10 protein-coding genes are annotated in these 14,610 nt (G+C 63.7%); 3 read left to right on the top strand and 7 right to left on the bottom strand.

The features are described from left to right. Window positions 1–33 precede the first annotated feature (33 nt). Entirely contained in the window at window positions 34–750 is a 717-nt protein-coding gene (ubiE, locus tag ACYVL5_RS06390; RefSeq protein WP_460594723.1) for a class I SAM-dependent methyltransferase, read from the bottom strand. Between the two features lie 184 nt (window positions 751–934). Here ubiE and cdaA point away from each other — a divergent pair, with 184 nt between their 5' ends. The 3 genes from cdaA (at window position 935) to ACYVL5_RS06405 (ending at window position 4,988) form a co-directional block, all read left to right on the top strand. After that, window positions 935–2,107, top strand: coding sequence for a diadenylate cyclase CdaA (cdaA, locus tag ACYVL5_RS06395; protein WP_460594724.1), 1,173 nt, complete (start codon window positions 935–937; stop codon window positions 2,105–2,107). Between the two features lie 124 nt (window positions 2,108–2,231). Next, window positions 2,232–3,257 (top strand): C40 family peptidase, encoded by a 1,026-nt coding sequence (locus ACYVL5_RS06400; protein WP_460594725.1) that lies wholly within the window; start codon window positions 2,232–2,234, stop codon window positions 3,255–3,257. Between the two features lie 69 nt (window positions 3,258–3,326). After that, on the top strand, window positions 3,327–4,988 hold the full coding sequence (locus ACYVL5_RS06405) for a B12-binding domain-containing radical SAM protein (protein WP_460594726.1): 1,662 nt from the start codon (window positions 3,327–3,329) through the stop codon (window positions 4,986–4,988). A gap of 268 nt (window positions 4,989–5,256) precedes the next feature. Here ACYVL5_RS06405 and ACYVL5_RS06410 read toward each other — a convergent pair whose 3' ends face one another. The 6 genes from ACYVL5_RS06410 to ACYVL5_RS06435 all read right to left on the bottom strand — a co-directional run bounded on the left by ACYVL5_RS06410 (window position 5,257) and on the right by ACYVL5_RS06435 (window position 14,605). Next, window positions 5,257–5,664 (bottom strand): hypothetical protein, encoded by a 408-nt coding sequence (locus tag ACYVL5_RS06410; protein ID WP_250679314.1) that lies wholly within the window; start codon window positions 5,662–5,664, stop codon window positions 5,257–5,259. A 124-nt stretch (window positions 5,665–5,788) separates the two neighbouring features. Continuing rightward, window positions 5,789–8,983 carry a YhdP family protein gene (locus ACYVL5_RS06415; protein WP_460594727.1) on the bottom strand — a complete coding sequence of 1,065 codons (3,195 nt, stop codon included), beginning with the start codon at window positions 8,981–8,983 and terminating at the stop codon, window positions 5,789–5,791. 107 nt (window positions 8,984–9,090) lie between these two features. Further along, complete coding sequence (locus ACYVL5_RS06420; protein ID WP_460594728.1) at window positions 9,091–11,352, bottom strand: sensor histidine kinase; 2,262 nt, start codon at window positions 11,350–11,352, stop codon at window positions 9,091–9,093. A gap of 126 nt (window positions 11,353–11,478) precedes the next feature. Then, window positions 11,479–12,396, bottom strand: a complete 918-nt coding sequence (gene lpxC / locus ACYVL5_RS06425; protein ID WP_460594729.1) for a UDP-3-O-acyl-N-acetylglucosamine deacetylase — start codon at window positions 12,394–12,396, stop codon at window positions 11,479–11,481. Between the two features lie 208 nt (window positions 12,397–12,604). Next, window positions 12,605–14,287 carry an ABC1 kinase family protein gene (locus ACYVL5_RS06430; protein ID WP_460594730.1) on the bottom strand — a complete coding sequence of 561 codons (1,683 nt, stop codon included), beginning with the start codon at window positions 14,285–14,287 and terminating at the stop codon, window positions 12,605–12,607. Next, entirely contained in the window at window positions 14,288–14,605 is a 318-nt protein-coding gene (locus ACYVL5_RS06435; RefSeq protein WP_460594731.1) for a phasin family protein, read from the bottom strand. Window positions 14,606–14,610 lie beyond the last annotated feature (5 nt).

The raw sequence follows: 14,610 nt of genomic DNA on the forward strand, positions 1-14,610 counted from the left end.
TCCCCTTGAAGGGGAGGGGACGCTGGGGCAGGATCAGGAGGCCTTCTTGACGCCGAGGTAGACGGTGGCGATACCGCCGGTCAGATCGAAGTGCTGGACGTTCTGGAATCCCACCTGGCTCATCATGGCCTTGAACTCGTCCCGGGAGGGGAACTCCAGGACCGAGTCGGGGAGGTACTGGTAGGCGCTCATCCGCGAGAACATCCCCCCGATCTTAGGAAGGACCTTCAGGAAGTAGAAGTGGTAGAGCTGCTTGAAGAGCGGCATGGTCGGGGTGGAGAACTCAAGGATCACCATCCTTCCCCCCCCCTTTAGCACCCGGTGCATCTCGGCGAGCCCGGCGACCCGGTCCACCACGTTCCTGATGCCGAACGAGATGGTGGCGGCATCGAAGGTCTGGTCCGGGAAGGGGATGTCCTCGCAGGGGGCGACCTGGAGCGAGATCCTTCCGGCAAAGGGCGAACCTTCCACCTTCACCTTCCCGAGGTCGACCATCTCCTTGCAGAAGTCGATGCCGACGATCTCCACCGAAGGGGCGGTCTGGGATGCTATCTCGAGGGCGACGTCCCCGGTGCCGGTGGCGACGTCGAGTACCTTGCCGGAGCCGGAGACCCCGATCTTGCCGACCGCGAAGCGGCGCCAGCGGCGGTCGATCCCCAGCGAAAGGAGCCTGTTCAGGAAATCGTAGCGGGGAGCAATGCTCCCGAACATGGCGCGTATACGTTCACCTTTTTCCGACAATGCGTACATATTTTCCTACCTTTTTAATCCTCGAAATGCTATAAACTCTAGGTTTTTCGCTCTGCTATCAAGCAGTCGAAGGGATATTTATTAGCATAAAGCGCTACGGCTTGCCAGTAAAAAGGGGCGAGGCACTGTGCTGTGTCCCGCTTCGTCCCCTCCGTGAGTTCCCCCATCCCGTAAGGAGAGTATCGTGTTCCCGTACTTCCGGCCCCAAGACATTGCCGACATCCTCATCATGACCTTCCTGGTGTACCAGCTCTACAGCTGGTTCAAAAACACCCGGGCGCTTCAGGTCCTGTTGGGGCTGTTCTTCCTGGGGGGGATCTACGTGGTGACCAAGAGCCTCGGTCTCTACATGACCAGCTGGATCCTCCAGGAGGTCGGTACCGTGCTGCTGGTCCTTTTGGTGGTGGTCTTCCAGTCGGAGATCAGGCAGGCCCTCTACCGGCTTAGCCTCCTGCGCAAGGTCTTCGACCGCCAGCAGCAGGTGGTGCGGGTGGACCTCCTCGACTTCTCCTCTGCCATCTTCGACTTAGCCTCCCGCAGGGTCGGCGCCCTGGTCGTTTTCCAGCGGGAGGAGATCCTCGACGACTTCGTCCTGCACGGGGTGCCGCTCGATTCGCTGGTCTCCGGCGAGCTCCTTAGGAGCATCTTCGTGACCACCTCGCCGCTGCACGACGGGGCGGTGCTCATCAAGGCCGGCCGCCTCGCGCTCGCCTCCTGCCACCTTCCGCTCTCGGTCAGCGCCGAGGTCCCCCAGCAGCTCGGGACCCGGCACCGCGCGGGGCTCGGGCTGTCGGAGCGCTCCGACGCTGCGGTGGTCATCGTGTCGGAGGAGCGCGGAGAGGTATCGCTCGCCCAGGGAGGGAGCCTGGAGATCATCCGCTCCCAGGCCGAGCTCCACGACAAGCTCACCTCGCTTTTGGTGCCGCTCTCCGCCCAGGCCCAGGGGGGCGGGCTGCGCCGCCTGCTCTTCGCGAACCTCTGGCCCAAGACCGCCGTCTTCGTGCTCGTGCTCGCCAGCTGGCTCCTGATCACCTACCGGCACGGCGAGATCGTCACCGTTTCGGCGCCCCTTCGCTTCCACAACCTCCCGGACAGCCTCGCGCTGAAGAGCCGGGAGCTTCCCGAGGACGTCTCCATCCAGCTGAAGACCTTCTCCACCCTCATCGCCTCTCCCCGGGACCTCGACGTGGTGGTCGATCTCGACCTCTCCAAGGTGAAGGAGGGGGTGAATACGGTCCCCATCCGCAAGGAAGACATCAAGCTTCCCTCCGGGGTGGCGGTCGCCTCCATGGAACGGTCGACGGTACGGATAACCGCCGAGCGTAAAACGAAGAAGGACCAGTTGAAGGGGCGCTAACCCCCTCAGATCACTCTTTTTCAGCGCCCCGAAATATCTCTCAGTATCATTAAACTTGACAGCGGAGGTTTTTTGTTATAATTATCGACGCGCAGCACTTTTTTTCTAAAACGGAGGAGGGTTCATGACATATCGACTTAAGTTGCTAGCCATATGCCTGCTTGTCCTTTCCTTCCCTTCGCTGGCCCTCGCCGCCAAGACACACCGCGTTAAAAAGAACGAAACCGTATATACCCTCGCCAAGAAGTACCACGTCACCGTCGAAGAACTCAAAGCCGCCAACAACCTGGTCGGCAACAAGCTCAAGCCCCGTTCCGTTTTGGTCATCCCTCCCAGGACCGTCGCCTCGGCGTCCTCCTCCACGGGAACCTCCACCTACAAGGTAAAACGGACCGAGACGCTGGCCCGCATCGCCAAGAAGACCGGCGTTTCGGTGGCCGAGCTCAAGCGGTTGAACGGTATCACCGGCAAGAAGGTAAAAGCGGGGAGGGTGCTGGCGCTCAGGGAAGCGACTCCGGTCGAGGAGTCCCGTCCGAAGGTTGCCAAGAAGCTTTTGCTTCGCCACAGCGACCTTTTCAGCGAGAAGGATTACGAGCAGAGCCTCCAGGAGTTGGCCGAAGACCTGGGGACCGAGAACCAGGTGGACCTGAAAAAGAGCGCCGAGCTCAAGGTCGACGGGGTGAGCGAGCTCAAGAAGTCGGCCTACGGCTTCCTGGGGACCCGCTACCGTTTCGGCGGCACCTCCCGGATCAGCGGGATCGACTGCTCCGGCTTCGTGCAGAAGGTCTTCCGTGAGCTGGAAGTCTCCCTGCCGCGCACGGCGCGCGAGCAGTTCGAGGTGGGGAGCGCGGTGGCCCCGGGCGATCTGCAGAAAGGGGACCTGGTCTTCTTCAGCACCTACGCCTCCTATGCCTCCCACGTCGGCATTTACCTCGGCAACAACAAGATGATCCACGCCTCCTCCCGCGACCGCCGCGTGGTCATCTCCCCGGTCAACACCCCCTACTACCGCTCCCGTTACCTGGGCGCGAAACGGATCACCAAGGTGAACCCGGATATCTTCAAGCTCGACGACCTGATGCTGGGCGTCGAGGAGGAAAGCGCCGAGGATACCCAGCAAAACGATACCCTCGGCCTGGCGAGCAAGTAGCGCCGGGATACCTTTCCAGCGAACTTTCACGAATCCGGCCCCTTGGGCCGGATTTTTTTATGGGTGCAGATGAACATCCTCCTGGCATACCAGTCACATCCCGAGGGGGCCGACGACCCCTTCACCTCCCTGCTGCCGGCCGGGCTCCTGACCCTGGACGCGGCGGCCAGGAAGGCGGGGCACCGCTCCACCCTGGCCAACCTCTCCGGCCTCCCCAGGCGCGAGGTGAAAAGCCTCCTCAAGCGCCTGCGCCCCGAACTGGTGGGGCTCTCCCAGTTCACCCACAACCGCGAGGAGACCCTGGCCATCGCGAGGATCGCCAAGGAGCTCAACCCGGCCACCGTGGTGGTCCTGGGAGGCCCCCACGCCACCCATGCCTGGCCCGATCTCCTCGCCCGTCATCCCGAGGTAGACGCGGTCGCCATCGGCGAGGGAGAGGAGACCCTGGTGGAGCTCCTCGACCGTCTCGCCGCCGGCGGCACCCTCCCCGAGGTCGCGGGAGTGGCCTGCCGGGTGAACGGGAAGCCGGCCGCCACTACCCACCGCCCTCCGGTGGCCGACCTCGATCTCCTTCCCCTGGCCGGGGAGAGCACCGGGGAGAGCTTCGGGGTCGATTACCGGCGCCAGCTGGAGTTCGTCATCACCTCGCGCGGATGCCCGGCCAGCTGCCTCTTCTGCTCGTCTCCCCTTTTCTGGGGGCGCGGGGTCCGCTTCCGGTCACCCGCCTCGGTGGTGGCCGAGCTCAGGATGCTGATCGAGCGCTACGGCCTGCTCTATTTCTCCTTCCGGGACGATACCTTCACCTCCGACAGGAAGAGGGTGCTCGAGATCTGCCGGCTGATCCGCGAGGAACGGCTGCCGGTCTTGTGGAACTGCCAGTCGCGGGTCAACGCGGTGGACGAGGAGATGCTGCGCGCCATGAAGCTTGCCGGCTGCGAATGCATCCAGTTCGGCGTCGAGTCGGGCGCTCCCGAGATGCTGAAGGCGCTCGGGAAGCGGATCCGTCCCCACGAGGTGGAAACTGCCGCCGAGGCGGTCCGCAGGGTGGGGATCAACCTCTCCGTCTACCTCATCACCGGCATACCCGGGGAGAACGAGGGGCACCTGAAGGAGAGCCTGCGCCTGATCGAGACCATCAAGCCGCACGACGGGCAGGTCTCGCCGCTGGTCTACTACCCGGGGACCCGGCTCTTCGACGGCGCGGTCAGGGAGGGGACGGTACCGGCCGATCTCTTCGAGCGGCCGGGGGGAGAGGGGTTCCCGGTCCGCCGGGATCCCTTCGTCGAGAAGAGCCGGACGCGGCTTTTGAAGACGCTGGAACGGGTGGGTGCCCGCGGCGCCTACACCCCGGAGGACTTCGAACGGCAGCGGGAGCTTATCGGCTGGTCGCTGGTGACCGAGATGCTCTGCGGGGAGTCGCTGGAAGGGGAGGGGGCCTGGGACGAGGCGAAGGGCGTCTATCGCGGCATCACCCGCAAGGAGCCGGAGAACCCCTGGGGGTACCTCCTCCTCGGCGGGCTCCTGGCGCGCATGGGGGATCTCACCAAGGCGTCGGAGTGCTACCGCAAGGTGGTGAAGCTCGTGCCGCGCCATCTCCCGGCCTTTCTCTCGCTGGGCGAGCTGGCCCTGGAGGCGGGGGACCGGCGGGGGGCGGCGGGATGGTTCGCCAAGGCCTTGCAGCTCGATCCGCAGCACCCGGTGGCGCTGGAAGGGATGGAGGGGTGCCGGTGATGCAGTACCCTTGCCCCATCAGGGGAGCCTCATTATTTATCCCCTCGCCCCTTTAGGGGAGAGGGTGGCCGGAGGCCGGGTGAGGGAAGATTTTACGACCTCCCTTACCCCACCACCTCTCCCCTAAAGGGGGGAGGGGACATGGACTCGTTGGCCCCCTGGGTGGTGAGAACCGGTGAAGGGGAATGGCCTTCAGCCCAAGGCTGGAAAAACAAAAGGGGTGGAACCTGTGGTTCCACCCCTTTATGCATTCAGCTTTGGCGTCGGCTTACTTGTTGACGGCCAGGCCCGGTGCGAAGATGATCTTGTCGAAGGTGCGCTTCAGAGTCTTGCTCTGGAAGTTGATCATCGGCGGGGAGTCCGGGAATTCGACGGTGTCGCCCACTTTCACCGGGGTCTGCATGGCGGCAACCCAGACCTTCTGGCCACCCTCGTCCACGAGCACGTAGGTGTACCCGCCGGAGTCCATGGTCTCGAGGACCTTCCCTTTGTGTCCGGTTCCCGGCTTGACTTCCTGCGGCTTCAGACCGGCGTGCGGGTTAGCGCCCGGAGCTGCAGCCTGCCCTGCGGGAGCGGCTGCTTCAGGAGCCGCAGCTTTCGGGGCCTCTTCGCTTTTCTTGCAGCCTGCAGCGGCTATGGCAACAATTGCCAACATGACTACCAAAGTGTTCTTCACGGTTTCCTCCAGGTTGGATGTTATTAAGCTTGGGCGTTGCTGAAAATAGCACTGTTTGTAGCCCTTGACAATAGAAAATTTTACAGGGATATGGGCGTTCCCGCCAGCTCTCCCTCTGTCACGGCTACTTTCCGATGATGACTTCTCCCGTATCGGTTATCAGTCGGGCCGGTAGTTCGAAGACCCTCTTGAAGATGTTGATCACCCCTTTTGCCAGTGATTTCACCGGGACTGCCTTGACCTGAGGATCCTCGATCTTCCCCTTCGCCTCGAAGTAGGTGGTAATGAGAGAATGGTCCTTGCCGGTGAGTATCCACCCCACGATGGGGATCCTGCTCACCACCTTGTCCACCGTCTGCAGCGGCTGGACGCCGATGTTCATGTCGATCTCATCCCTTCCCAGGTCGAGTTTCCCTACCGCTGAAAGGTTGATCGCGTTGCTGTCCATGAAGAGGTTCTGGGTGGTGGCGACGCCGTCCTTGATGCTGAAGTCGCCGGTGATCTTGTTGTAGGGCATCCCCCCCGAAACCATGTCCGGGAGCTTCCCCCTGAAGAGCTGCGAGACGTTCAGGATGGAGAAGATCTTGGAGAGGGTCGCGAACCGCTTCAGGGTCCCCTTCTCGGCCCGGAGCTTCACGTTGCCGGAGACCGACTTCCTCAGCTCCAGGGCGCTGTCCCCCCTCGCGGTCAGCTCCCCTTTGGCCGAGACCGTCCCCGTCAGCTCCTGCTTCTTGACCCCCATCACGCGTAAAAGCTGATCGGCGGAGACCTTCTCCATCGAGCAGGTCAGCTGGTAGCGGGTCGGCCCGGGGCCGAGCTCGACGCGTCCCTTGGCGTTCACCTCTCCCTCCATGGTCCCGAAATCGAGCGGCTGCAGCTCGAGGACCTTGTCCTCGATGGTCGCCACCGCCTTCAGCCGCTGGAACTGGATATCCTTCCAGCGCCCCTCCGCGGCGGCCAGGTGGATCTTGAGGGTGGGGCGCATCTCGCCGCCCCCCGAGCCGAACACCGGGGTGAGGTCCTCGACCTCCAGGTGGGAGGAGTTAACCGAAAGCTCCCCCTTGGGATGCTGGAGGTCCTCGATGGCCCCCCTGATGTGGAGCTGGCTTTTGCCGAGGTAGCCCGAGAGCGAGGAGATCTGGAGACGGTCGCGGTCCTGGTTGTAGGTGATGGTTCCTTGCACCCGTTCGGCCCGCACCGGGTGCTTGCCGGCAGGGATCCCGACGTCGGCGAGGTCGAGGGACGGGGAGGTGAAGACGGCGGAAACGGCCGGGCTCTTGAAGCCGGTGAGGCTTCCGTGCCCGCTGATGATGGAGCTTCCCAGCCGCACGGTAAGCTGCGAGGTTTCCACCGTCTCGCCGCTGAATTTAAGGGTCCCGGTGGCGCCGGTCACCGGCTTGAACTTCTCGCCGGGGCGAAGCGATACGCCGGCCACATCGACGCTCCCCCCCCAGTTCAATTTGGCGAGCGACGGCCCGGTGCCGTGCAGGTTGGCCTGCACCTTGCCGGCCGGGTGGTACTTGGCCAGGGCCGGGAGCAGCGGGGCGACCTCGCCCACCTGGAACTGGTTGGTCTTGAGCTCGAGGCTCATCGGGCCGTCGTAGTGGCTGACCGTGGCGGCGTTGAGGGTGAGGGGCGCCAGGTGGTAGGTGAGGCCCGTGATCCTGAAGAGCTCCTTCTCGAAGGTCACCTGCAGCGCCACCGTATTGGGGCGCCCCTGCGGTTTTACGACGAGGTCGGGGAGGGCGTAGGCAGCCTTTGCGAGGTCGGCTTCGCAGGTCATCCGGTAGGCGGAGGTCCCGCCGTCCGCGGTGATCTTCACTACTCCCCCCTCGGAGAGGGCAAGTCCCTGGGGATGGCCGAGCACCCAGGCCGCCTCGGGAAGCCGCGGCTGCACGACGGCCGTGAAGGGATAGCGGCAGGGGGTGTCGAGCGGGTAGTCGGTGATCCGGCCGTCGAGCGTCATGGGGGAGGTGCCGAAGTTGGCCTTCATCCCTTTCAGGATGAAGTCCTTGCCTTCCATGAAAAGCTCCCCGCCGATGGCGCTCACCACCGGGAAGCCTCCGCCGTAGGCCACCACCCCGTCGTCGACGTGGGCCCTCACGTAGAGGATGTTGTAATTCTGACCTTTCTCCATGTGGAGGATCTGGCTCACCCTGCCGTCCAGTCTCCCCTCTTCGAGCCGGTAGCGCCCCCCCAGGATCTTGCGCTCGATGAAGTCGGCGGTGTCCTTGACGATGATCCCGTAGGGGATGAACTGGCGGTAGTCGGCCAGGTTGAACCTGCTGGTGGTCGCCTTGGCGGTGATCCGGATGTCCTTGGAGTCGAGGTCGGAGAGGCGGCAGCTCCCCTGTACCTTGAGCCCGCCGTCCACGTCGAGCTTGATGGCGTCGATGGCGAGGTGCTGGTCCTTGAGCTCCAGGTCGCAGGAGCCCTTGACCAGGCGGGGATTGAGGTGGGCATGGAACACCTGGGGGTAATCCATCTGCAGTCCCGCGATGGTGAACTCGGGCCTGGAGTGGAAGGAGCCCGGGCGCCCCTTGAAGTTACCCTGGAGTGCCACGGTCCCCCCGAGGCTCTTGAAGGGGAGGAAGCGGCCGTAGTAGGGCCAGAAGTGGGCGATATCGACGCCGCCGGTCTTGACCCGCCCGTTGATCACGCAGTTTTTCCAGGATTCGTTCTGGCGCGGGAGCACGATGTCACCGCCGACGAAGATGGGGACCCGGCGGGAGCCGGTGACGAGTGAGCCGGAGAGCTCGATGTCGCAGGATTTTCCGCGGGTGAGCCGGCTCAGGTAGAGGTCGGTGTCGGTCAGGGTGGTCGCCAGCGGCTGGGAGCCGACCGCAAGGTCGGTGAAGGTGATCCGCCCCTTCTTCACCTCGATGCCGCCGATGCCGGGGGCGGCCCCCCCCTCCGGGCGGTTGAAGAGGTCGCTTATGTTGAGGGTCCCGCTGGCGTCGCGGCTCAGCCTGATGTCCGGCTGGTCGAGCCGCATCCGGGAGAGGGCGATCTTGCCGTGCAGAAGCGGGAGGATGGCGATCCGCAGGATCAGCCGGTCGGTCTTGATGAAGTCGGTGACCCCGTCCTTCTCCTTGATGGTCACCCCCCAGAAGGTGAAGGAGGGGCCGTAACGGAGGGAGAAGTCGCCGGAGTGGTAGCTCAGGTCGCGCTTGAGGGCGCTCCTCACCTGGGAGACGATCTGCGCCTTGTAGGTGTCGAGGTCGAGATAGCGAAGCGAGAGGCTGGCCCCCACCACCACGAGGGAGATGATCCCCAGGATGAGCGGCAAAAGCCACGGTCTTTTCGGTCGGGTCGGCATATTCGTTGTCGTTTAGCAGAACCTGGAACCCAGGGCCTGGTTAAAGTAGGGGGCAGATATCCATGCTCTTTAACGTAGAACGTAGAACGTAGAACGTAGAACAGGTTCTAAGCGGCGTCCGCGGGCAATTCGATGATGAATCGGCTCCCCTGGGGGATGTTTTCCTTGGCCCTGATGAAGCCGTGGTGGTCGGTGATGATGGTGTTGACGATGGCAAGCCCCAAGCCGGTGCCGCTCTTCTTGCGGGAGAAGTACGGCTCGAAGAGCCGGGGGCGGTCCTCGGCGGAGATGCCGTGCCCGGTATCGGACACGGTGAAGGTCGCCATCTTCAGGACCGGGTCGAAGGCGCTCGAGATCTCGATCTCTCCCTCTCCCTCGATGGCGGCCACCGCGTTGTCGAGGAGGTTGATCAGCACCCTCTTTATCTGGTCGCGGTCGAGCATGATCTTGGGAAGGCCGGGGTCGGCCTTCAAGGTGAAGCGGATGTGACGGTGCGCCTCGACGTAGAGGGTGAGCGCCTCCCGTAACAGCTCGTTTAAGTCGTTGGGCCTCGGGACCGCGGCGGGCATGCGGGCGAATTTGGAGAACTCGTCGACGAGCCCCTTGAGCTCGTCCACCGACTTGATGATCATGGCGGTGCACTCGTCGAAGACCCGCTCCTCTCCCTCGAAGCGGGCCAGGTAGCGTTTTCTCAGCCGCTGGGCCGAGAGCTGGATCGGGGTGAGCGGGTTCTTGATCTCGTGGGCGATCCTCCTCGCCACCTCGCGCCAGGCCGCCATGCGCTGGGCCTTGATCAGGCCGGTGAGGTCGTCGAGCACCACCACCATACCCATGAAGACGTCGTTCTCGTCCTTCAGAACCGTCAGGTTGGAGAGAAGGGTCACCTCCTGGCCGCGGACGGTGATGGTGAGCTGGCGCGTGATGGCGTCCTGCTTGGCGAGGACCATGTCGCGCAAAAGCCCCTTCACGATGTCCAGGTGCTCGACGCAGAGCACCTCGCGGAAGTTCTTCCCGCCCACCTTGTCGAGGTTGATGGCCAAAAGCTTCTCGGCCGACTTGTTGACCGTGGTGAGGAGGCCGTCCTTGTCCACCGAGATGATCCCCGCGTTGACGTTGGCGAGCACCGTCTCCATGTAGCGGCGGCGCTGCTCCAGCTCGAGGTTGGACTTCTGGAGCTCCTCGTTGGTCCGCTGCAGGGCCGCCTGGTTCTCGCGGAGGTCCTGGGTCATCCGGTTGAAGGAGGAGATCAGCATCCCGATCTCGTCGTGGCCGGTCTCCCCGAGGTGCACGTCGAGGTTCCCTTCGGCCACCTGCCGGGTCGCCTCGGCGAGCTGCCGGATCGGGTCGGTGAGGCTTCGGGCGAGGTAGACCCCGAACCAGACCGCCAGGAAGACGATCACCATGGTGATCAGGAAGAGGGTCAGGATGTACCCGGTGGCGATCGGGTTCTTCATGATCTTCAGCTGGCGGAACTCGTGGTAGGAGGCGGAGATCTCCCGCATCTTGGCCACCAGCGAGTAGGGGACGTAGTAGTTGACCACGATGACCCCGACCACGTCCTTGTTGTTCCAGTTGGAGCGGACCGGGACGATGCCGCGGATCAGGTCCGCCTTGCCGGCCGCACTGATCCTGGTCAGCTCGTCGCCGGCGAGCCCCACCTTGATGTCGTCGGAGGAGGGGTTGGTGAATTCCCCGAGCGGCACCTTCGGGTTGGCGGCCCGGATCAGCTCCTCGCGCTGGGAGGAGAAGACCTCCACCACCCCGAGGTTGTACTCCTGCTGCTTCTGGCGGACCAGGTTCTTCAGCTTGGGGAGGTTTTCCTCGTTCAGGAGCTCCCGCTCCTTGACGATCTCGGCGATCTGCTGGCCGTAGTAGAGCGCGTTGGCGGCCGAGCTCTTGTAGTAGGTCTGGGCGACCTCCATCGACTCGTTGAGGGAGCTCTCCACCTGCTTGTTGAACCAGTTCTGGATGGTGTTGGTGATGAAGCCGGCGGAGACGAAGAACAAAAGCATGGTGGGGACCAGCGAAAGGGTCACGAAGGCGAGCACGAGCTTGGTGCGGAGCTTCGCCCCCGGGGCGTTCTTGCGCCTTTCCAGGAAGAGCTTGGTGATGTTGCGGAAGACGAGGTAGATGAGCAGGATGATCAAGAGGATGATGACGTTGATGATCCCGAAGATGACGATGTTGCTTCCCATCGGCACCTCGGAAGAAAGGCGCGACAGGTGGATCTCGAACACGGTCAAAAGGAGGATGCTCAAGAGGGAGAGGCAGATGAAGACCGCCTCCCGTTTCCGCTTCCTGATCTCCCCCGGGGGGAGGACCGGCCCGGACGGGTCGTTTTTGCTGGGATTTCCTGGGGATTTCGGCATCGTGCCACTCTATACGAAAACCGTCCGCTACTCAATAGGGGACGGGCACCCGCGGGTGAAAAACGCCAAAAAAAGGCAGCCCCTTTGCGGGACTGCCTTGGTGTGCCTTCTGCTGCTGGACCCGGATCAGGCGGCCTGGTAGGTGAACTCCGGGACGGCGATGTTGATCGGGAGGACCCCCTCGGGGGCGAGCTCCACGATCGCGTAGGCGTCGGTGCGCTTGAGGAGCTCGGTCACCAGCTTGTGGTTCAAGTCGTGGCCGGACTTCACCGACTTCACGTGCCCGAACAGCCGGTAGCCGGCCAGCGCCAGGTCGCCCACCGAGTCGAGGATCTTGTGGCGGACGAACTCGTCGGGGTAGCGGAGACCTTCCTCGTTCAGGACCCCCTGGTCGCCGATGACCACGGCGTTCTCGAGCGACCCCCCCAGGGCCAGGCCGTGGGACTTCATCATCTCGACCTCGGCGAGGAACCCGAAGGTCCTGGCGCCGGCGAACTCCCGGGAGAAGCAGTCGTTGCTGAAGACCATGGAGCGGAACTGGCTGCGCACCGCCGGGTGGGCGAATTCCATGTCGAAGGAGATCTTGTAGTGGCGCGAGGGGATGATGGAGATCCGCTTGTCCCCCTCGATGACGGTCACCGGCTTCTTGACCACCAGGTATCTCCTCGCCGCCTTGCCGCATGCCTTGGAGCCGGCCTTGACGATGTTCTCCACGAAGGGTGCCGCGCTCCCGTCCATGATGGGGACTTCCGGCCCGTCGATGTCGATGTGGGCGTTGTCAATCCCGCAGCCGTAGAGGGCCGCCATCAGGTGCTCGATGGTGGATACGGTGGCGCCGTCGTGCCCGATGGTGGTGGAGAGCCGGGTGGCAACCACGTTGGCCGCCTTGGCCTCGATGGAGACCGCCGGAGTGATGTCCACCCTGTGGAAGACGATCCCGGTCCCGGCCTCGGCCGGACGCAGGGTCAGGGTGATGGTCTTTCCGGTATGAAGGCCGATGCCGCTGAAGGTTACTTTGTTGCCCAACGTATTCTGGAATGTCATGGCGTGCTCCCGGCCGAGATAAATAATCAGTATGCGGATTATTTAGCAAGGAGCGGGCCAACTGCAGACGCCGTCTGGTCCGGGAAGAAAGTCGTTATTATTAAACGATTTGCCGACCGCGGGTCCGGAGGGGGGGGGCTCCCGAGGGGGCCGGGAGGTGTGTCGTGTGGTGCAAAAGCAACGGTCGAGTGTTGCATTTGTGCAACAGCTAGAGGCGCCCCGAGCGGAGGATGGCGATCATCCACCAGAAGCCGACGATCCCCGCGCAGAGAAAGCCCAAGAAGGCGAAGGCGGGCATTCCCATCAAGAGCGGCCCCCGGTTGGTCTGCATGGCGATCGAGGAGCCGATGATGAGCGCCGCGATGATGAGGCTTAGGGAGAGCCGGTTGGCGGAGCGGTCGAGTTCCCGGCTGAAGCGGTCGAGCCCCCGGTGTTCCAGGTCGATCCTGAACTTGTTCCGGTTGATCTTGTTGAGGATCTCCTTGAGCTCGCGCGGGAAGTTGCGAAAGAGGGCGAGATACGCCTGCATGCCCCGTTCCATCTCGTGCATGAGGTTCCACGGCGAGTGCTGCTCCTTGAAGGCCTGCTCGAGGAAGGGGCGCAGGTGGCCGACCATGTCGAACTGCGGATCGAGCTCCCGCCCCATCCCCTCGACCACCACCAGCACCTTGACCAGGAAGGTGAGGTCGGGGGGGATCTGGATCCGGTGGGTGGAGACCAGGTCGATGAACTCGAGGAGCATGCGGCCGACCTCGATGTCCTTCAGCGGGATCTCGAAGTAGCCGTCGATGAACTCCAAAAGCCCCTTCTTGAGGGCGGGGACGTTGAGGTTCTCGCCCACCTCGACCTGGGAGGTGATGGTCTCCACCAGCTCGTCCACGTCGCGCCTGGTCACCGCGGAGAGGACGTCGGTCAGGTAGCGCTTGATGCCGGGATCGAGCCTCCCCACCATGCCGAAGTCGAGGAGGCAGATCACGTTGCCCGGGAGGATGAGGACGTTGCCGGGGTGGGGGTCGCCGTGGAAAAAGCCGTGCTCGAGCACCATCTTCAGGAAGGCGACCGCGCCGCGGTGGGCGATCTCGCGCCGGTTGAGGCCGGTGGCGTCGATGGCTGCGTGGTCGCTCACCTTGATCCCTTCCACGTACTCGATGGTCAAGACCCCCTTGGCGGTCGCCTCCCAGTAGACGGTCGGGAAGTAGAGGGTCGGGTCGCCGCGGAAGTTGTCCCGGATCTTCTCGATGGCGTGCCCCTCGCGGGCGAAGTCCATCTCCCGGCGGATGGTGGAGGCGAACTCCCTGACCACCGCCACCGGGTCGTAGATGTCGCTTCTCGCCAGGTGCCGCTCGACCAGGATGGCCACCCCCATCAGGATGTCGATGTCGGTCTCCACGAGCTGGGTGATCCCCGGCCGCCGCACCTTGACCACCACGTCCTCGCCGCTCCGCAGGCGGGCGCGGTGCACCTGGGCGATGGAGGCGGCGGCGATCGGCTCGGGATCGATGTGGGCGAAGCGGGAGCTGATGGGGACCCCCAGCTCCCGCTCGATCTTCTCCCTGATCTGCTCGAAGGGAATCGACGGGACGGCGTCCTGCAGACGGGCGAACTCCTGGACGAAGGCGTGGGGGATGATGTCGGCGCGGGTGGAGAGGAGCTGCCCCAGCTTGATGAAGGTGGGGCCGAGCTCCTCCATGGCGAGCCTGAGCCTCTGGGGGGCCGAGAGCTGGGAGATCCTGGCGGAGCGGCGCAGCACGCGGCGCGAGGCCGCCACGACCTGGGTGAGGTTCAGGTACTCGAGGAGCTGCTCCAGTCCGTAGCCGCCCATCACGGCGATGATCTGGCGGTAGCGCTTGATACTCCTGACGTTGCGGTTGATTTGGATGAATCTCAGCATCTAGGCCCCGGTCTCTTCCTCTTCCATGGCCTGCAAGGCCTCCAGTGCGCGGACCCGGCGCTCCAGCCGGTCGAACTCCTCGCGGGAGACCACCCCCATGCGATCCATGGCCTTTTTGACCTCGCTCTCGGCCATCTCCTGGGTCTTCTCGCGCCCCGTCCTGGCCAGTTCCTGGAGCCTTTCCAGGAAGGCCTTCCCCTCCTCCTCGCTTACCTTGTAGCGGGATTTCATCTCCTTCACCAGTTCCTCCCCTTTCTTCTGGGTGAGCGCCGCGGCGCCCAGCGCGGTGAGGGCGGCCTTCTCCAAAAGCTCGAACATGGTCT

It is taken from the genome of Geomonas sp. Red276, from assembly GCF_054784495.1.

Bases quoted from the DNA above. Each gene is read 5' to 3' on its own strand.
- ubiE (WP_460594723.1), bottom strand. From the start codon at position 750: ATGTACGCATTGTCGGAAAAAGGTGAACGTATACGCGCCATGTTCGGG.
- ACYVL5_RS06400 (WP_460594725.1), top strand. From the start codon at position 2,232: ATGACATATCGACTTAAGTTGCTAGCCATATGCCTGCTTGTCCTTTCC.
- ACYVL5_RS06405 (WP_460594726.1), top strand. From the start codon at position 3,327: ATGAACATCCTCCTGGCATACCAGTCACATCCCGAGGGGGCCGACGAC.
- ACYVL5_RS06415 (WP_460594727.1), bottom strand. From the start codon at position 8,983: ATGCCGACCCGACCGAAAAGACCGTGGCTTTTGCCGCTCATCCTGGGG.
- ACYVL5_RS06420 (WP_460594728.1), bottom strand. From the start codon at position 11,352: ATGCCGAAATCCCCAGGAAATCCCAGCAAAAACGACCCGTCCGGGCCG.
- lpxC (WP_460594729.1), bottom strand. From the start codon at position 12,396: ATGACATTCCAGAATACGTTGGGCAACAAAGTAACCTTCAGCGGCATC.
- ACYVL5_RS06430 (WP_460594730.1), bottom strand. From the start codon at position 14,287: ATGCTGAGATTCATCCAAATCAACCGCAACGTCAGGAGTATCAAGCGC.
- ACYVL5_RS06435 (WP_460594731.1), bottom strand. From the start codon at position 14,605: ATGTTCGAGCTTTTGGAGAAGGCCGCCCTCACCGCGCTGGGCGCCGCG.